Source organism: Streptomyces sp. NPDC002730 (assembly GCF_042888805.1).
In the GTDB taxonomy this organism is placed as follows: domain Bacteria; phylum Actinomycetota; class Actinomycetes; order Streptomycetales; family Streptomycetaceae; genus Streptomyces.
Genome location: NZ_JBIAQG010000017.1, coordinates 59,010 through 76,113, shown reverse-complemented (window position 1 = coordinate 76,113; position 17,104 = coordinate 59,010). Strand labels below are relative to the sequence as shown.

Here is a 17,104-nt window from a genome sequence, read left to right as displayed (position 1 = left end):
CGATCGCAGGGCCGTGCACTTCAACCTCACCCGTTCTGTGAAGCCTTCCAGAGTCGGGCTGCCCACGTGCCGGCGACGGTGCCGCACACGGCACCGAGGGCAGTGCCAAGCCAGCCGAAGGTGAGCACCGCGGCCTCGAAAGGTGCCAAAGGCAGGCCCCAGGGCGTTTCTCCGTAGCTACCCCGGCGGATGTCTGCCTTGTACATACCGTGGCCGATCCACCCCGCCGCAGCGGCGCCAGCGAGGAGGCATCCGATAGCGATTAAGGCGTGCTGGGGCAGGCCCAGATCCCCGAGCGGCTTCGCTTCGAAGAGGAAGACGAACAGGGCAACCCCAGAAGACCAGGCGAGCGTCGCCAAGAACACCCCAAGAAAGCTCCTCTGAGCGGCGACTTCACTGCTGATCACGCCGCTGAGAGCGGAACCAGACAAGGCAACCAGGACGGGCCACAGTTGGTGGAGGGACTTCGCTACTCGGTCGGCTTGCTTCTTCTCCTCGCGGATCTGGCCCAACACGTCCCTCAGAGTTTCGGGCTGAGGACGTTCGGTACGGCCTTCGAAGGTCTGGATGGTGAACTTCGAGGAGTCCCCCGCCTGGTGACGTGCTCAGTTCCTGTTCAGCGGCCCAGAGAGCACCCTCCAGGTCGATATGTACTGACACAGGCTTCTCGTCATTTTCGCGGACCGTCCACAGCTGGCCATCAGAGCAACTATTGACCCTAAGGATTCTCATCGCCGTCGACTATGCCGCCGTCGCCTGACTGGGATCGGCGACACATTCGACGATTCCTCCGTTCCGACCAACATCAACCATCCCCTGAGGACCAGGACAAGCCGATGGGCCCGAGTGATCGTGAGATCGGATGTGGCAGGTCAGCTGGGCGGCCCGCGTGGGACAGAGACCATCAGCTGGGGTCAAAGGCCAGCCGGTATCCGCGTCATGAGCCCATGCGTACTGGTGTTCCGGCTCGACGGTCAGGCCGTAGTCGTACAGGTCCGGCTTGTCCGCCTCCAGCCATCCCTCCCACGCCTGCTCGAGCTCGTCGGCCAGGCGGCGCGGACCGCCCTGATGGGCAAGGGTTTTGCCGTTTTCCACGGCGGAGAGCGCGGCCCAGGAGGTGATGCCGTCATGGAGCCAGGCGTTGAGGCCGTCGTCGTCGGCAGCGACCGTGATCCGTACATCGGGCAGCGCGACGCGCAGCGCGAACCGTAGGTGCCAGTCGTCGCGCAGTGGTCCCAGATCCCGTTCCCAGGGCCGTTTGTCGGGAGCGGGGGCGTCGCCGCGGACCTGGCTGAAGTCGTCCGGGCCGCTGAAGGTGCCGCGGGCGGGCATGAACTGTGCGAGGCCTTGGATCCAGCCGGTCGCCGAGCGGCCGTCTTCGGCGACGGTGAGGGCGACATGCCCGAGCCGGCCCCAGGGGGTGACGATGCGTCCGCCCGGACGGGTCTGGGCTACCCAGGACCACGGGATCCGGTCGACGGCGTAGGTCGAGATGACACGGTCGTACGGTGCGTATGGCGGCCATCCCGCCGTGCCGTCGCCGACCTTCACCCTTACGCGGGCGTCCACCGCGTCCAGCCTCAGGCCTGCTGCGCCAGCAAGTCGCGGGTCCACTTCCACACTCGTGACCTGGCCCGGGCCGGCCCGGAGTGCGAGGAGAGCTGCGTTCCATCCGGTACCGGTGCCCAGTTCGAACACCCGCTGCCCCGGCTCCAGGAGAAGGAGTCGAGCATGTCCACCACCACGGCCTGGCAGGACAGGCTGGACGTCGCACGGCCATCGGTCACCTGGGTAACAGCCGCCGCAGCCGGATCGCCGTACACCTCGGCCACCCACTGTCCGTCATCGGCCTCGCGGTCCACCGGCACGTAGGTGTGACCGTAGGTCTGCACGGTGTTCCCGCTGACCCTGTACCGGATGCACAGGCCAGCGCACGCCCTGGTGACCGCTTAACGCCCGGCAGAGCCTGAGGGGTAAGTCGTACCAGCGGCCACTCGCCCGGACGGCGGGCAGGTCAGCGGTTGTTCCCGTTCGAGTTGCAGTCCCAATAGCCCTTGTGCCAGTGGTGGTGACTGTCGTACCAGCCGCTGTGCCACGAGCAGCCCGTGGGAACCGAGACGGTCGTCGTGGCGGGGGCGGCTGCTGCGGCCGTGCCCGCCACTCCGATTGCGGTGCCGCCGGCCAGCAGGAAGCCGGCCGCGACGCAGGCGAAGGCACGCTTGGCGCGATGTGCTCGCATGGCTCTGCTCTTTCTTCCGCGTTCTCGCGCTGTCCCAGCACGAAAGGGATGGCCGCGGCCTCACGCCGAAGCGTGGGGTCCGGCGATGGCTGGATGGTGCCGCTCAAAGACCGATGCGGCGCTGTCGTCGAGGTCGCCGCGTGAAAGCGAGGGACGCACGTCTCCCGGCTGCAGGCCCACCGTTGCGGGAGCGCGTCGCGGGACGTGTCCTGAATCGCGACCTCACCTCTTTCGACGGTAGCGGCCTATCCGCTGACAGGCACCTCGAGCCCACAGCGCGAGAGCCCCTCCGGCAGACTCAGCTGCCGGAGGGGCTCTACCTGTCGTTGGGCCGATGGCCGTGGACCCTGCGCCCCTGGTAGCCCGTCCTGCGTCCGCTGAGAGCCGTTGGCCGGACGCCGACCTTTGGCAGGACTTCGAGGACAGCGCGCCGGACAGCGAGGCGGACGCCCTGATTACCCCGCCGACCGCCGAGGACATGCGCGCAACGCTGGCCGTTCTCGCTGCCCGACATGGCCGACCCGTGACCGGTCGCATGGTGGCTGACCATTTCGGCGTCAGCGAACGGACCGGACGCCGGTATCTGACAGTGACCGCATGACGAAGCCCCCTAGGGTCCCCTAGGGTCGGCTAGAGGGCCTGTCCGACGGGGCGCATGACGGGTCCACCGGCGAATCGTTGCGCTTCAGTGTGAGGCGAAGGCAGCTCGCTCAGATGTCGCGGGCCAGCTTCTGCCTCGACTCCTGGACGGTGAGCCCCCGATTCATCTGCCGCCGGTAGGTGTCCTCCACCGGTCGACGGCCCGCAGCAGGCAGGTGCAGGGTCTTGCCGATCCGCCCATACTCGGCGAACGCCCCCGTGTGCTGGGGCGGCGGTTCGGGCAGGCGGCGGCCTACGCGGGCGCGGATGATCCCGGCAGGAGCTGAGCCGCGAGGAGCGCGCGGTCGTAGTCGGCTTGTCGGGGTCCAGGCCGGTGCGCCCCATGAACACCAGCCCCTGCTGGGCGGCGAGCAGCGCGCGCCGTCTCGATCGGGTCGGCGTCGGCCGATACGTCGCCTTCGCCCCGGGCCCGCAACACGCACTCGGCGGCCAGGGGGCGGTGGTCGCCCCATACGTGCGCCGAGCTCGGCCAGGACCTCGGGGTCGGCGAGGTGGCGCAGGAAGTCCGGAGAGAAACGCGCCGAAACCGTCGGAGCCCTGGGCGTATACGGCCTGGCTGGTCATGGCGGTGGCGATGACGGCGTGACCGGTAGAGGCGACCGAGCATTCGAGACCCCAGGCAGATGCGGCAGCACCGTCACCCGGCCGTCGACCGGCGGGAAGCGGCTGTCGGCAGCGTCTGTGAAGAAGGTGAGGAGCGGGTGCGATTCACGCACGGTTAGCTACCTGCGTGCTGAGGAAGTCCAGCAGCGCCGCGTTGAACTGCTCGGGCTGCTCGACACCCGGCAGGTGGCCGGCCCGGTCGATGACGGTCAGCGTGGCGTGCGGGACGAGGTGGTGAATGTCCTCGGCGTTGCTGATCGGGGTGTAGACGTCGTCCACGCCGACCACGATCAGGACCGGTGTCTCGACGGCCGCGAGGGTCTCGCGGTAGTCGGGGCGTTCGGCTCGCCCCCGCAGGGCGGCAGCGGCGCCCTGCGGGTCGGTGGCGCGCATCATGGCCAGGACGTGTGACGCCACGTCCGGCAGGGCGGTGACGTTGTACGCGGCGAGCATCTTGTCGATTACCTCGCCCGCGTACCCGTCCATACCCTCAGCCAGCAACCGATCGGCCAGGCGGTTGCGGAACTCCTTGCCTTCCTCGGTCTCGGCGGGCGCAGATGTGTCGGACAGCACGAGGGCCCGCACCCGCTGCGGGTAGCGGCGCTGGAACTCCATGGTGATCTGGCCGCCCATGGATACCCCGCCGATGACCGCACGCTCCACGCCCAGGTGGTCGAGGAGGGCCGCGATGTCGTCCGCGAAATCGGAGAGGAAGACCTTGCCAGGGGTGACGCTGCTGTCGCCGTAGCCGCGCAGATCCGGGGCGATCACGCGGTATCCGGCCGCCTCCAGTGCCTTGGTCACCGGCGCCCACAGCGTGCGGTTGAACGGATGACCATGAACGAGGACGACCGGCAGCCCGTCCGACGGCCCATGGTCGTCGTAGTGCGTCGTGGCATCGTTCAACACTATGCGGCTCATGCCGGACACCCTAACGTCCTGACCAGCGGACCTGGCGCAACTCCTGTGCGCTGCCCCCTCAGTTCGGTCTCCTGGCGCTGCAGGCGGCTGATCTTCGTGAACGGTTGCTGGGGTCTTGCCCTCGGCGAAGAGCCGACCGATGTTGTCCCGGGCGTACTGCCCATCTCCCACGGAGAAGAGGACCTCGAGCACCGGGAGAGACTCGTTCTGCCCTACAGGCCGATGCCGTCGGTGGCGGCGTCCTCCCACTTCTCGCCCTGGGCCCGCCGGCTCACGCCACGCCTCCGGCGCCGACGCCATCAAATTGTGGGCCCGCTACGGCTCGGCCAGCTCGACCACATGCTCAGCACTCGCGCCTGTTGCCCGGGGGGTCAGTGAGGGTGTGGGCCAGGCATGCGGCCTCTTGGGCGAGGTGTCCGGCACGGTCAGAGTCGGTGCCGGCTACTGCCTCGGCCACTTTGGCCAGCGCCTGCGCACGCCACCAAGGGCCGAGGGTCGGGCGAGGCGTTCGGCACGGTCGGGAGCCCAGACCTCGGGGCTTTCCGCCGTTCCCGCCCTGGCCTCGGCCAGGGACTTGATCAGCCGATCTCCCGGCCGCCCACGCCGGTCGGCAGGGGCCCGAAACGCGTCGAATCGGTCCGCAGGACCCACGGGAACCATGGCCTCATCGTGGAGGCAGCCACACATGGCCGCATCCCGGCATCGGCGTGCCAGCGCGTCGGCGGGGTACCCGCGTGGGGACGGCGGCCCTCACCTATGGGCTTGGTCCTTCGAGCCGCGGCGTGTCCCGCGCAGTCGAAGCTGCCGCAGACCGTGCCCGTCGACGCTTCGGGCCGGGAGGCTGTACGTCCAGCCGCTCTGGGCTGACTGACTGCTTTGTCCGAGAACCACGCGCAGGAGGGTGGGCCCAGGTGCGCGGCACGGTAGCGGGCATTCCGGCGCGTGTACGGAGTGCGGTTCAGCGCGCGGAGGGCCGCGTCGGCGATTGACTCGGTCAGGGTGAGTGTCATCCGTCCTGTGGCCAGGTGGCCGAATTCAAGAGTCCGGCGGGGTGGGCGAGGCTGGTGAAGGGCACGCCGGTGTCGGCGGTGAAGGCGGTGGGATCTATGTGCCGGGTGAGGTGAGGAACAGCGCAACGACCGTCCAGGCGCACGGGGTGCGGACACCGCAGGCGCGTGCCGCGGCATCGGGGTGGGCGGCGATGACCGCGGCCTTGGCCAGCGGCTTCTTCCGGTGGCCGGTGAACCGGTCGAGGTGCTGGGCGAGGCGGTGGCTGCCGAGGGCGCCTTCGGGGTTGATGGTGGTCGACAGCGAAGCGAACGGGTCTGCCGCGGATTCCGCAGCCGAAATCACAAGGCTGACCGGCCCAACGGCCCGGGACCAGTGGACTATGGGCCAGGCGGCCAACATCCAGCGACGATGGCAGTGACGCATTAGCCAAGCCGGACAGCACGGGTCCGCACCCGCCGTCCGAGTGACCGGGGATGTGATTGTGATGATGTTCTGGTTCGACCACGACGTCAGCGGCTGGGGCTGGTTCGCAATGTCGGCCAGCATGATCCTTTTCTGGGCGCTGATCATCACCGCTGTCGTTCTGCTCTTCCGTGCCCTGGGCCAGACTTCCGAGCACACCCACAGCCCGAACGTGCCGTCACCAGATCAGGTGCTTGCCGAGCGGTTCGCCCGTGGCGAGATCGACGAGGAGGAGTACCGCCGGCGCCTCGCCACGCTGCACACCTCCGGTCCATCCACCAAGCCTTGACCCGCAGGCCGCAGCCCGCTTGGCAGGGGCCGATCGGGCGGGCCCAGGTCCGACCGGCTCTCCAGTCGTTCCCAGTCGGCCCTATGCGTCGTACGGCTCGTGACGGACGCTCATGACAAAGCATCGCAAACCACTGTGAAAAGTCGGTCATGAAGCATCTGCGAACTGTTGGTGACGTGATGACACACGCGGTGATCGCGGTTGGCCCCGATGAGCCGATCAAGGAAATGGTCGAGAGCATGCGGCAGTGGCGGATAAGCGCCCTGCCCGTTCTCATGGGCGACGGTCGCGTCGCTGGCGTGGTCTCCGAGGCCGATCTACTGGTGAAGGCGCAGGGGGACGACACGTCAGGGGCGGGGACGACACGTCAGGGGCGGTGACGGCACGTCAGCTGATGACCGCTCCGGCGATGACGGTGTCGGCCGAGGCGACGGTCGCCGGAGCCGCTCGGCTGATGGCGCGCGGGCATCTCAAGCGGCTCCCCGTCGTCGACGGCGAGGGTCACCTCGTGGGTGTCGTCAGCCGTGGCGACCTACTGAAGATCTATCTCCGTCCCGACGCCGACATCGCGGAGGAGGTACGGAGCGAGCTGGTCGCGCAGCTGGTCCCGATCGGCTCAGGAACGGTCCACGTGCATGTCGAGGACGCGCTCGTCACTCTGACCGGCACGGTTTCCGATACCTCACTACCGGATGTACTCGTCCGTGCCGCCCGGGCAGTGCCGGGCGTCGTGAACGTGGGGGCAGAGATCGATGTGAAGTTGCCGGTGCACTGAGCGCAGCGCGGGCCTGTTCGGGTCCACACGGGCCGGCCGGAGGAGGTCCCGACCATGGCTGGAACCGTCACCGCGGGCCTCGCGCTACGGTGCGAGGTCCCGACGCGCGAGCAGCACGAACGCCGCGGTCAGTCCGGCCAGGCCGGCACCTGCCAGGACGCCGAACGAGACCCACGGGACCGTGCCGTCGGCCAGCGCGTCACCAGGCGTGTAGTAGTGGAACGGGCTGACGAAGCGCAATGGCGCCGCCCTGGACCAGGCCAGCGCGACGAAGTTCACGGCGAATCCCACGGATCCGAGGGCTATCGTCGCCCCGACCACCTGACCTCTCCTTCGACCCACTGCCGAGACGGCGAGCGCAAAACCGGTCAGGCAGAGGGCGAAGCCGCAGCCGAGCAGCCCCGCGGAGAAGACACCAGTGATCGGCACCTCGCGGTGCAGGCGCGGTGAGAGCAGAACTCCGGCGGCCATGGTGCCTGTGGCCGCCGCGTTGAGCAGCACGGAGGCGAGGGCGAGGGCGGCCGTCCGCTCGGCCAGCAGCCGTCCCCGGGAGACGGGCCGGACCATCAGAAGTTCGATCGTCCCGGTCTCCACGTCCGCAGCCACCGCGGCGGCTGCGAGCGACCCGATCAGGGTGAGCTGCATGGCTATCCAGAAGGGGTGGACCAGTCCAGCGCCCAGCAGTCCCGGGTAGCTGGCGATCGACACATCGCCGGTGGAACCGCTGAAGGCCTTGAACGCGCCCGGCGGCGTTCCTCCCTGCCCGCCGAACAGCTGCGTGGGCGGAATCGTGTTGGCGATCACCACGATGAGGCTTTCGAAGACGACCATCCCGAGGGCCAGCGCCGCGAGCATCCGACGGCGCCGGTGCAGCGCCAGCCACAACAGCGCAAAGCGGCTCCTCACGGCTGGCCCTCGACATCAGGTTGCCGGTAGAAGTCGAGGAAGGCTTCGTCCAGGCCCGCTTCCTCGACCGTCAGATCTCCGATCGGCAGTGTGAGCAGGTCGCGAAGGGCGCCCACCACCTGATCGGGCGGTACGAGCAGCTCGACCTGTTCACCCTCCCACTTCAGCGCCCACTGTTCGGCCACACCGAGCGGGCGCCGCCCCCGGCCGTCGGTGAAGGTGAGCCTGACCTTTCTGGCGCGGGCTTCGCGCAGGGCCGCCACTCTGCGTACGGTCACCAGACGCCCCTCCCGGACAATCGCCACGCGCTCGCAGGTGCGCTGCACCTCGGGCAGCACATGGCTGGAGAGCAGAACGGTGCGCCCCGCCGCCGCGGCCTCCGCCAGCAGTTCGAAGAACGTCTCCTGGACCAACGGGTCCAGGCCTTCGGTCGGCTCGTCGAGCACCACCAGCTCGGGGTCGTGCTGCAACGCCTGGACGAGTCCCAGCTTCTGCTTCATCCCGCGCGAGTACTCCAGGACGCGGCGCCCGAGGACCGCGCCGGACAGCGCGAGCCGCTCGCACAGTTCCGCGCAGCGCGGCACCGCCGCCCCCTGCAGGTCGGCCAGCAGCTCAAGCGTTTGCCGGCCTGTCAACTCCGGGTACAGCCGCAGCTCACCGGGCAGATAACCAAGTGCCGGCGTCAGCCGGAGGTGGTCGGCAATGGGATCCAGGCCCAGCACACGGACACGCCCGGACGTCGGCCGCAGGAGCCCGACCAGGCAGCGGATGGTCGTCGTCTTGCCCGCCCCATTGGGGCCGAGGAATCCGAACACCTCGCCCCTGTTCACGGTGATGTCCAGCCGCTCGACGCCGATGGTCTTCCCGTACCGTTTCGTCAGGGCATTGAGTTCGATCGCCGGTGTCGCGCTCTGCACCGTCCCGCCTCCCTCTTGCCGACGAAGGCGCCCTTCGCCGTCCCCCTGCCGGGCAGGAGGCAGGCAACGTGGCTCAGGCAGCCTCGGTCGGGCCGACTCCTGCCTTGCTGTCCGGCCGGATAATGACCACCGGACACGTGGCGTGCAGAGCACATTGCTGGCTCACAGAGCCCAGGAGAGCACGGGCGAAACCACCCCGCCCCCGGCTGCCCACCACCAGCACCTCAGCCCCCTCCGCCGCGGCGAGCAGCACCGCCACCGGATTGCCACGCACCAGACTTTCCCGCACCTCCACGGACGGCGCGTCCCCGACCACACTGCGCAGCTCTTCGGCGAACCCGGAGCGCGCCACCTCCTCGTCGAGATCGGCGTCCACCGCCGGAGCAGACCAGCCGTGCATCCCCGGAAGCTCCCACGCACCCACTGCCTCCACGAAGCCCCCGATGAGACCGGCGTACCTCATCGCCCACCGCAGAGCCGTCTGCGACGACAGCGAACCATCGACACCCACCACAACCCGGCCCGCCGATGCATTGCTCTCCATACCCTGTCGCCTCTCTCGCTATGCCCCCGTAGCCCACGCTGCCTGCCCCCGGCGAAGCCCGCCACGCAAGGATGCTCCCCACAACCTTGGCGTCCGCGGTGAGGCTCGCCGCATCCGACCGACCGGAGGGGCCCCTCCCCGTCACGGGGTCCCTCCCCGTCACGGGGTGCAAAGCTCCCTGGCGATGCCATCCGCCCAGGTGTCAATGGCCGACCAGTCACGGTAGTCGCCGTACCTGAGGCCCATCAGCCGGAAGATCACCCGCCCGGTGATGGGCAGCTGGCTGGGCTTGATGACACCCGACAGGAGCCGGTGGGTCCTGTAAGGAATGTGATCGGGGAGGTCGTCGATGATGACCGTTTCCTCCTTGCCGGCCCAGCTCTTCCACGGGCCGCGCATCGCGCCGGGCACCCCCACGCTGAAAATCCACACGGGGCGGACCCGGAACAGATCGCTGTTGCGGTGCACAAAGTCCTTCGCCGCGTCCAGCCATGCCTGCCCATGGACCGCGCTGCCGAGCACGAACGCCTCGTACGCGTCCTCGTCCTCGACCTCGCTCATGGGCCGCACATCGGCCTTCAGGCCCGCCTCACCGAGGCGTGCCCCGATGCGCTCCGCGATCTCCCGTGTGGAGCCGTGTGCGGTGGCGTATCCCACCAGAACGTTCATGGCTTCGACTCTCTGTTGTGCCAGGGGCGCGGCGTGGCGATGATCGTCAAGACCGTGCGGCTGACCGTCAACCGCTGACGCGTTAGACCGTTCGAGCGACCAGAACTCCGAGGCATCGGCGAAGGTCGTGAGTTCGGGGTAGTCATGTCTCCGTTTCCATCGCCACCATCCTGGTGCCCCGAGCAGCGGCGGGATCAGGGCCACAGGGTCCACACCTGGGGACGGCAGGCCGTGACGTCGGTCCGCAGGCAGGCAGCCGTGATGGGCCCGACGCGCTACGAGCCCCGGCCTTCCCAGCCGTGTCGAGGGGGTCGCGACCGGGCTCCGGCAGAGCGGGACCGGTAGACGATGTACGGACGGAACAGATAGCCGACCGGCGCAGTGAAGGCGTGTACGAGCCGGGTGAACGGCCAGATGGCGAAGAGCAGCATGCCGATGAGCGTGTGCAGTTGGAAGGACGGCGGCGCGCCGGCCATGGCGTCGATGTCGGGCAGCAGCGTGAAAACGGAACGGAACCAGGGCGAGACGGTCTCACGGTAGTTGTGCTCATCGCCAATGACGCCCGCGCCCAGCACAGTGGACGCAAGTCCGGCGACGATGGCCGCGACGAGGACGACGTACATGCCCTTGTCGTTCCGCGTCGTCGCCATGAACACCGGCCCCGTGGTGCGTCGGCGATAAATGAGGATCACCACTCCGATGAGCGTGGCAAAGCCGGCGACGCCACCGAGTACCAGCGCCTGCACGTGGTACGCCCCCTCGGAGAGGCCCGCGGCCGATGTCCAGCTCAGCGGGATGACCAGTCCGATCAGATGACCGATGACGACCACGAGGATGCCGAAGTGGAAGAGCGGACTGCCGATGCGCAGCAGACGCGACTCGTACAGCTCGGAGGAGCGGGTGGTCCAGCCGAACTGGTCGTACCGGTACCGCCACACGGTGCCGCCGACGAGGATCACGATGGTGACGTATGGCAGAACGCCCCACAGGAGGACATCGAGAGCGCTCACCGCCGGGCACCTCCCGATGGTGCCGGATCGTAAGGCTCCAGCTCCAGGCCGACGGTCTCCTGAGGCGGTCCGCTCCGGGCCAGGCGCTGAGCGGCAGCGCGGTCCTGGGGTGAGGGGCCGGGCAGCAGTACGCATACCGCCTCGACCACGGCGGTGTACGGCGAGCCCGCGTCCCGTAGTGCCAGTCTGAGCAGTTCGATTCCGGCACGGTGTTCCTGCAGCAGGGCAAGCCCGTCCGCCAGGTCGCCGATTGCCGCGTACTCGAGCACGACCGGTAGGTAGTCCGGCAGTTCATTGCCGCCGAGTTCGAGACAGCTGCTGCGGTAGCGGTCCTTGAGAGTGGCCAGGGCCTGGCCACGGCGGCGGGTCTCGCCGTCGGTCCACCAGGTCAGGTAGAGGCAGCAGCGGCGGCGTCGGTCGAAGGTGGCGACGTAGTGCTCGGCGAGGTCGCGTGGCGACCTGTCCGCGAGATGTCCGAGGAAGCGGGTCAACGCGGATCGCGCCGCGCCGGGGGGCAGCGCGGTCACGGCCCCGGTGACCAGGGGGACACGGTCCCGGACGTCCCCGTCGGGATACCGCAGCAGGACCGACGCTGCTTGGCAGACCACTGCGGCGTGGCGTTCGGCGATCACGGTTTCTCCTCCGGCTGCGGGCGCTCGGGCGGGAACATGCCCTCGGGCCGCCCCCTGCCGTCCCAGTTCAGCAGGTTGATCCGAGCGCCCTGACGCTGTGGGTCGGCGATACCGCCGGTGGTCTGCCGTTCCTTGAGCGCGTGGAAGGTCTCCACGGAGACGGGTACGGGCCGACCCGAGGCTTCGCCGAACGGCCCACTGCCGTACATCCCGGGGCCGCCTTCGAAGTCGAGGCTGCAGCCGGTCTCTTCGAGCTGCCGCCCTTCTGCCTCGTACGCGGTGGGGATCACGTAGCGGTCGTGGTACTTGGCGATGGCTAGCAGCCGGTAGAGCGAAGTGACTTCCCGACCGGTCATACCGGCTGCCTCTGCAGTCCGTTCATCAGGTGGGTCACCGAGGTTGACGGCCCGCATGTACGACCGCATGGCCGAGAGCCGCTGCAGCGCCTGGCGCACGGGCTCCGTGTCCCCGGCGGTGAACAGTTCGGCGAGATACTCCATCGGGATCCGCAGCGTGTCGATGGCGCCGAAGAGGTTGTCCGCGTCCTCGCCGTCGTGACCGGTGTCGGTCAGCGCATCGACGATCGGCGACAGCGGCGGCACGTACCAGACCATCGGCATCGTGCGGAACTCCGGATGGAGCGGGAGCGCCACCCGGTATTCCTTGGCCAGGGCGTAGACGGGAGAGCGGAGCGCGGACTCCAGCCAGTCGTCGGGGATGCCGTCCCGGCGTGCCGCCGCGATCACCTGCGGGTCGGACGGATCGAGGAAAAGATCCAATTGCGCCTGATAGAGGTCCTTCTCGTCGGCGACCGATGCGGCGGCGCCGACCCGGTCGGCGTCGTAGAGGATGAGGCCGATATAGCGCAGGCGCCCCACGCAGGTTTCTGAGCACACTGTAGGGAGGCCGACTTCCACACGGGGATAGCAGAACGTGCACTTCTCGGCTTTGCCGGTGCGGTGGTTGAAGTAGACCTTCTTGTACGGGCAGCCTGTCACGCACATCCGCCAGCCCCGGCAGCGGTCCTGGTCGACGAGGACGATGCCGTCCTCGGAGCGCTTGTAGAGCGCGCCCGAAGGGCAGGATGCGACACACGAAGGGTTCAGGCAGTGCTCGCAGATGCGCGGCAGGTAGAACATGTACGCCTGCTCGTACTCGAAGCGCACCTTCTCCTCTGCCTGACGGCGGATGCGTTCGACGATGGGGTCGCCGTCGCACACCTCGGCCCCGCCGCCGAGGCTGTCGTCCCAGTTCGCGCTCCACTCGATGCGCATCGGCTCGCCGGAGATGAGCGACTTGGGCTGCGCGACCGGGAAGTCGTCGCCCAGCGGCGCGGTGGTGAGCTTCTCGTAGTCGTAGGTCCAGGGTTCGTAGTAGTCACGGATGTTGGGCAGTACCGGGTTGGCGAAGATGGTGAGCAGCTTGCGCAGGCGCCCGCCCGCCTTGAGCCTGAGACGCCCGCTGTGTGTGCGGACCCAGCCGCCCTGCCACCTCTCCTGGTCCTCGTAGCGCCGCGGGTAGCCCTGGCCGGGCCGGGTCTCGACGTTGTTGAACCAGACGTACTCGACGCCGCTGCGATTGGTCCATGCCTGTTTGCAGGTGACCGAGCAGGTGTGGCAGCCGATGCACTTGTCGAGGTTCATCACCATGGCCAGCTGAGCCATCACCTTCATCAGTACGTCACCTCCTGGGAGCGGCGACGGATCACCGTCACCTCGTCGCGCTGGTTGCCCGTTGGGCCCAGGTAGTTGAAGGCGAATGACAACTGCCCGTAGCCGCCGATCAGATGGGTGGGCTTGATCAGGATGCGGGTCAGCGAATTGTGGATGCCGCCGCGCCGCCCGCTGGCCTCGGCGATGGGGACGTCGACGACCCGTTCCTGCGCGTGGTGAACGTAGACGGTGCCGGTGGGCATCCGGTGCGAGACGATCGCGCGCAGCACCATCACACCGTTGCGGTTGACGGCCTCGACCCAGTCGTTGTCGCGCACCTCGATGGCCGCCGCGTCTGCGGGGCTCATCCATACGGTCGGACCCCCGCGGGAGAGCGAGAGCATGAACAGGTTGTCCTGGTACTCCGAGTGGATCGACCACTTCGAGTGCGGTGTCACGTACCGGACCGTGACCTGCCGCGCGCCGTCCGGGCCGATCTCGGGCTCTCCGAAGAGCCGGTGCATGTCCAGAGGCGGGCGGTAGATCGGCAGCGTCTCGCCGAATTCGTGCATCCAGTCGTGATCGAGGAGGAAGTGCATCCGGCCGGTGAGGGTGTGCCAGGGCTTGAGTTCCTCGACGTTGGTGGTGAACGCGGCGTAGCGCCGACCGCCGGTCTCGCTGCCGGACCACTCGGGGCTGGTGATCACGGGGACGGGCTGGGCCTGGGTGTCAGCGAAGGTGATGCGCCGCTCCTCGCTGCCTTCGGCGAGATGAGCGAGCGGCTGCCCGACCCGCTGCTCCGCGGTGCGGAACCCCTGTACGGCGAGTCGGCCGTTGGTGGAGCCGGACAGGGCCAGGATGGCGTCGGCCATCTTGGCGTCGGTGTCCAGGGCCGGTCTTCCGTCGCCCGCTCCCCCGAGCATCACTCCGCCTGTTGCGGCGAGCCGTGCGACCTCCTCGTCGGGGCGGTAGGTGACGCCCTTGGTGGTCAGCCCGAGCTGCTCGGTGAGCGGTCCGAGTGCGGTGAGCTTGTCGGCGACCGCGGCGTAGTCGCGCTCGACCACGGTGAATACCGGCATCGTGCGGCCGGGCTGCGGGGCGACGTCCCCGGTGCGCCAGTCGCCGACGGTGCCGAGCGGCTGTGCCGTCTCGCCCGGCGTGTCGTGCTGCAGCGCTGTGGCGACGAGATCACGCCGCACTCCGAGGTGTTCCCGTGCCAGCTCGCTGAACCTGCGCGCGATCGCCGTGAACGCGGCGAAGTCGGACCGGGTCTCCCAGGGCGGGTCGATCGCCGGGTTGAACGCGTGGACGAACGGGTGCATGTCGGTCGAGGACAGATCGTGCTTCTCGTACCACGTCGCGGCGGGCAGCACCACATCGGCGAGCAGCGTGGAGCTGGTCATCCGGAAGTCCAGCGCCAGCAGCAGGTCGAGCTTCCCCTCGGGCGCCTCCTTCCGCCACGTCACATCGCGGGGCCGGAGGTCAGGCGGGGTCTCCTGCGCGCGCAGGCTGGTGTGCGTGCCGAGCAGGTGCTTGAGGAAGTACTCGTTGCCCTTGCCCGAGGAGCCGAACAGATTCGCGCGCCACAAGGTCAGGCAGCGCGGCCAGTTCTCCGCAGCGTCGGGGTCCTCGCAGGCCCAGCCCAGCTCGCCCGCGGACAGCTTGCGGGTGATGTACGCCGATGTCTCCTCGCCACCGGCAGCCGCCTCGTCGGCCAGGTCGAGCGGGTTGCGGTCGAACTGCGGGTAGGAGGGCATCCATCCGAGCCGCGCGGACAGGGCGAGCGTGTCAGCAGTGTGCATCCCGGCCAGGTCGCCGCGGGCCAGGGGCGAGGTGAGCGCGTCGGCGCGATATCCGTCGTACCGCCACTGGTCGGTGTGCGTGTACCAGTAGGCCGTGCCGATCATCTGCCGGGGCGGGCGCTGCCAGTCCGTCGCCATCGCCAGCGTGGACCAGCCGGTGAAGGGCCGGCACTTCTCCTGGCCGACGTAGTGCGCCCAGCCACCGCCGTTGCGGCCCATGGCTCCAGTGAGCATGAGCAGCGCGAGGATCGCGCGGTAGGTCGCGTCCCCGTGGAACCACTGGCAGATACCCGCCCCCATGATGATCATCGTCCGGCCCTCGGACCGCTCGGCATTGCGCGCCATCTCCCGGGCCACCCGGATCGCCGCACCGGCCGGCACCGAGGTCAACTGCGCCTGCCATGCCGGGGTGCAGGGCCGCCCGGCGTCGTCGTACCCCGTAGGCCAGTCGCCGGGCAGGCCCTCGCGGCGGACGCCGTACTGCGCGAGCATCAGGTCGAAGACCGTTGTCACCAACCGGCCTCCGATCCGCCGCGCCGGGACTCCGCGGCGCACCACGGCACCCGTCGCCTCCGCTGTATCGAAGCGCGGGAGCAGCACCTCGACCGGCTCCGCCCGCTCGCCGAGATCGCCGAGATCGCCGAGGAGAGTCAACTGCGGGGCGATGTCGCCGAGATCAAGATTCCAGCGGCCCAGACCCTCGTCGGTCCACCGGTCGCCCAGCGTCCCGCCCGGCACCGCAGGCTCTCCGGTTCGGCCGTCGATGAGCACGGTCCTCCACTGCGCGCCCTCTGCCGTCTCGCCGAGGTCGGAGGCCCGGAGGAATTTGCCGGGTACGCATGCCCCGGTGTGCTCCTCCAGCGTCACGAGAAACGGCAGGTCGGTGTAGCGCTGCACGTAGTCGACGAAGAACGGCACCCGGCGCTGGACGAAGAACTCAGTGAGGATCACGTGCCCCATCGCCATGGCCAGCGCCCCGTCGGTGCCTGGCTGGGCAGGCAGCCACTGATCGGCGAACTTCGTGTTGTCGGCGTAGTCCGGCGACACCACGACAACCTTCTGGCCCCGGTAGCGGGCCTCGGCCATCCAGTGCGCGTCGGGCGTACGCGTGACCGGGACGTTGGAGCCCCACATGATCAAGTAGGCGGCGTTCCACCAGTCGCCGGACTCCGGCACATCGGTCTGGTCCCCGAACACCTGAGGGGAAGCGACCGGCAGGTCGGCGTACCAGTCGTAGAAGGAGGTCATACAACCGCCGATCAGCTCGATGAACCTCGATCCGATCGCCTGCGAGACCATCGACATCGCCGGGATCGGCGAGAAGCCGGCGATACGGTCCGGGCCCCACCTCTTGATCGTGTGCACATGGGCGGCGGCCACCATCTCCACCGCCTCGTCCCACGTCACCCGCACATGGCCGCCCTTGCCACGGGCCTGCTGATAGCGGCGGCGCCGGTCCGGGTCACCCACCACGTCGGCCCACGCGAGCACGGGGTCGCCCAGTCGTGCCTTGGCCTCCCGGTACATCTCGACCAGGACTCCGCGGGCGTACGGGAAGCGCACCCGGGTGGGCGAGTAGGTGTACCAGGAGAAAGCCGCCCCCCGTGGGCAGCCGCGCGGCTCGTACTCCGGGGAGTCCGGGCCGACGGACGGATAGTCGGTCTGCTGGCTCTCCCAGGTGATGATCCCGTCCTTGACGTAGACCTTCCACGAGCACGAGCCGGTGCAGTTCACGCCGTGCGTCGAGCGCACGACCTTGTCGTGGCTCCACCGGTCCCGGTAGAAGACGTCGCCCTCGCGCCCGCCCTTGCGAAAAACCGCCCGCAGATCGGGTGAGACATCGCGCCGGGTGAAGAAGTGACCGGCCCGCAACAGCGCATCCGCTGCGGCGCCTGCTTCACCGCGCCCGGCGGGTGCAGCAGAGGTCCTGGGCATCCCGGCGTCCGTCACGGCCGTCACCTCGTCTACGCATTCCAAATGAGAACCAATCCGGCAAACTACCCCGGCAGGTC

At 68.8% G+C, this 17,104-nt stretch carries 18 protein-coding genes; 4 read left to right on the top strand and 14 right to left on the bottom strand.

The window, feature by feature from the left end:
* Positions 1–26 precede the first annotated feature (26 nt).
* The 4 genes from ACFYXH_RS35825 to ACFYXH_RS35810 all read right to left on the bottom strand — a co-directional run bounded on the left by ACFYXH_RS35825 (position 27) and on the right by ACFYXH_RS35810 (position 2,239).
* Positions 27–515: a hypothetical protein gene (locus ACFYXH_RS35825; protein ID WP_389572135.1), complete on the bottom strand. Its 489-nt coding sequence runs from the start codon at positions 513–515 to the stop codon at positions 27–29.
* Between the two features lie 226 nt (positions 516–741).
* Positions 742–1,698: a protein-L-isoaspartate O-methyltransferase gene (locus ACFYXH_RS35820; RefSeq protein ID WP_389572133.1), complete on the bottom strand. Its 957-nt coding sequence runs from the start codon at positions 1,696–1,698 to the stop codon at positions 742–744.
* Positions 1,581–1,892: a hypothetical protein gene (locus ACFYXH_RS35815; RefSeq protein WP_389572526.1), complete on the bottom strand. Its 312-nt coding sequence runs from the start codon at positions 1,890–1,892 to the stop codon at positions 1,581–1,583. Before ACFYXH_RS35815 ends, ACFYXH_RS35820 begins: the two co-directional genes overlap by 118 nt.
* A gap of 122 nt (positions 1,893–2,014) precedes the next feature.
* Positions 2,015–2,239, bottom strand: coding sequence for a hypothetical protein (locus ACFYXH_RS35810; protein WP_385300889.1), 225 nt, complete (start codon positions 2,237–2,239; stop codon positions 2,015–2,017).
* A gap of 334 nt (positions 2,240–2,573) precedes the next feature.
* Here ACFYXH_RS35810 and ACFYXH_RS35805 point away from each other — a divergent pair, with 334 nt between their 5' ends.
* Positions 2,574–2,840 carry a hypothetical protein gene (locus ACFYXH_RS35805; protein ID WP_389572131.1) on the top strand — a complete coding sequence of 89 codons (267 nt, stop codon included), beginning with the start codon at positions 2,574–2,576 and terminating at the stop codon, positions 2,838–2,840.
* A gap of 767 nt (positions 2,841–3,607) precedes the next feature.
* Here ACFYXH_RS35805 and ACFYXH_RS35800 read toward each other — a convergent pair.
* Both ACFYXH_RS35800 and ACFYXH_RS35795 read right to left on the bottom strand, forming a co-directional pair.
* Positions 3,608–4,423: an alpha/beta fold hydrolase gene (locus ACFYXH_RS35800; protein ID WP_389572128.1), complete on the bottom strand. Its 816-nt coding sequence runs from the start codon at positions 4,421–4,423 to the stop codon at positions 3,608–3,610.
* 1,104 nt (positions 4,424–5,527) lie between these two features.
* Complete coding sequence (locus ACFYXH_RS35795) at positions 5,528–5,833, bottom strand: hypothetical protein (protein ID WP_389572125.1); 306 nt, start codon at positions 5,831–5,833, stop codon at positions 5,528–5,530.
* An 85-nt stretch (positions 5,834–5,918) separates the two neighbouring features.
* On the opposite strand from ACFYXH_RS35795, the gene ACFYXH_RS35790 reads away from it, so the two are divergent.
* The 3 genes from ACFYXH_RS35790 (at position 5,919) to ACFYXH_RS35780 (ending at position 6,960) form a co-directional block, all read left to right on the top strand.
* Positions 5,919–6,185 carry an SHOCT domain-containing protein gene (locus ACFYXH_RS35790; RefSeq protein WP_389572122.1) on the top strand — a complete coding sequence of 89 codons (267 nt, stop codon included), beginning with the start codon at positions 5,919–5,921 and terminating at the stop codon, positions 6,183–6,185.
* Between the two features lie 149 nt (positions 6,186–6,334).
* Positions 6,335–6,565 (top strand): CBS domain-containing protein, encoded by a 231-nt coding sequence (locus tag ACFYXH_RS35785; RefSeq protein WP_389572119.1) that lies wholly within the window; start codon positions 6,335–6,337, stop codon positions 6,563–6,565.
* The gene (locus ACFYXH_RS35780) at positions 6,562–6,960 is read left to right on the top strand and encodes a CBS domain-containing protein (RefSeq protein WP_389572116.1); all 399 of its coding nucleotides are present in this window, start codon (positions 6,562–6,564) and stop codon (positions 6,958–6,960) included. Before ACFYXH_RS35785 ends, ACFYXH_RS35780 begins: the two co-directional genes overlap by 4 nt.
* Before the next feature lie 84 nt (positions 6,961–7,044).
* On the opposite strand, the gene ACFYXH_RS35775 is transcribed toward ACFYXH_RS35780, so the two are convergent.
* The 8 genes from ACFYXH_RS35775 to ACFYXH_RS35740 all read right to left on the bottom strand — a co-directional run bounded on the left by ACFYXH_RS35775 (position 7,045) and on the right by ACFYXH_RS35740 (position 17,027).
* Positions 7,045–7,866 (bottom strand): ABC transporter permease subunit, encoded by an 822-nt coding sequence (locus ACFYXH_RS35775; protein WP_389572114.1) that lies wholly within the window; start codon positions 7,864–7,866, stop codon positions 7,045–7,047.
* A complete protein-coding gene (locus tag ACFYXH_RS35770; protein WP_389572111.1) occupies positions 7,863–8,783 on the bottom strand; it encodes an ABC transporter ATP-binding protein in 921 nt (306 codons plus the stop codon). Before ACFYXH_RS35770 ends, ACFYXH_RS35775 begins: the two co-directional genes overlap by 4 nt.
* Before the next feature lie 73 nt (positions 8,784–8,856).
* A complete protein-coding gene (locus ACFYXH_RS35765; protein ID WP_389572108.1) occupies positions 8,857–9,327 on the bottom strand; it encodes a universal stress protein in 471 nt (156 codons plus the stop codon).
* Positions 9,328–9,486: 159 nt separating this feature from the next.
* Entirely contained in the window at positions 9,487–9,996 is a 510-nt protein-coding gene (locus tag ACFYXH_RS35760; RefSeq protein ID WP_389572105.1) for a flavodoxin domain-containing protein, read from the bottom strand.
* A 275-nt stretch (positions 9,997–10,271) separates the two neighbouring features.
* Positions 10,272–11,006, bottom strand: a complete 735-nt coding sequence (gene narI / locus ACFYXH_RS35755; protein ID WP_389572103.1) for a respiratory nitrate reductase subunit gamma — start codon at positions 11,004–11,006, stop codon at positions 10,272–10,274.
* A complete protein-coding gene (gene narJ, locus ACFYXH_RS35750) occupies positions 11,003–11,638 on the bottom strand; it encodes a nitrate reductase molybdenum cofactor assembly chaperone (protein ID WP_389572099.1) in 636 nt (211 codons plus the stop codon). Before narJ ends, narI begins: the two co-directional genes overlap by 4 nt.
* Positions 11,635–13,311, bottom strand: coding sequence for a nitrate reductase subunit beta (gene narH / locus ACFYXH_RS35745; RefSeq protein ID WP_389572096.1), 1,677 nt, complete (start codon positions 13,309–13,311; stop codon positions 11,635–11,637). The genes narJ and narH overlap by 4 nt, the downstream gene beginning before the upstream one ends.
* Positions 13,311–17,027, bottom strand: a complete 3,717-nt coding sequence (locus ACFYXH_RS35740; protein WP_389572502.1) for a nitrate reductase subunit alpha — start codon at positions 17,025–17,027, stop codon at positions 13,311–13,313. The genes narH and ACFYXH_RS35740 overlap by 1 nt, the downstream gene beginning before the upstream one ends.
* Positions 17,028–17,104 lie beyond the last annotated feature (77 nt).

Excerpts from the sequence above, each read along its gene's own strand:
- ACFYXH_RS35810 (WP_385300889.1), bottom strand. The coding sequence starts at position 2,239 with ATGCGAGCACATCGCGCCAAGCGTGCCTTCGCCTGCGTCGCGGCCGGC.
- ACFYXH_RS35805 (WP_389572131.1), top strand. The coding sequence starts at position 2,574 with ATGGCCGTGGACCCTGCGCCCCTGGTAGCCCGTCCTGCGTCCGCTGAG.
- ACFYXH_RS35800 (WP_389572128.1), bottom strand. The coding sequence starts at position 4,423 with ATGAGCCGCATAGTGTTGAACGATGCCACGACGCACTACGACGACCAT.
- ACFYXH_RS35795 (WP_389572125.1), bottom strand. The coding sequence starts at position 5,833 with ATGTTGGCCGCCTGGCCCATAGTCCACTGGTCCCGGGCCGTTGGGCCG.
- ACFYXH_RS35790 (WP_389572122.1), top strand. The coding sequence starts at position 5,919 with ATGATGTTCTGGTTCGACCACGACGTCAGCGGCTGGGGCTGGTTCGCA.
- ACFYXH_RS35785 (WP_389572119.1), top strand. The coding sequence starts at position 6,335 with ATGAAGCATCTGCGAACTGTTGGTGACGTGATGACACACGCGGTGATC.
- ACFYXH_RS35765 (WP_389572108.1), bottom strand. The coding sequence starts at position 9,327 with ATGGAGAGCAATGCATCGGCGGGCCGGGTTGTGGTGGGTGTCGATGGT.
- ACFYXH_RS35760 (WP_389572105.1), bottom strand. The coding sequence starts at position 9,996 with ATGAACGTTCTGGTGGGATACGCCACCGCACACGGCTCCACACGGGAG.
- narH (WP_389572096.1), bottom strand. The coding sequence starts at position 13,311 with ATGAAGGTGATGGCTCAGCTGGCCATGGTGATGAACCTCGACAAGTGC.
- ACFYXH_RS35740 (WP_389572502.1), bottom strand. The coding sequence starts at position 17,027 with ATGCCCAGGACCTCTGCTGCACCCGCCGGGCGCGGTGAAGCAGGCGCC.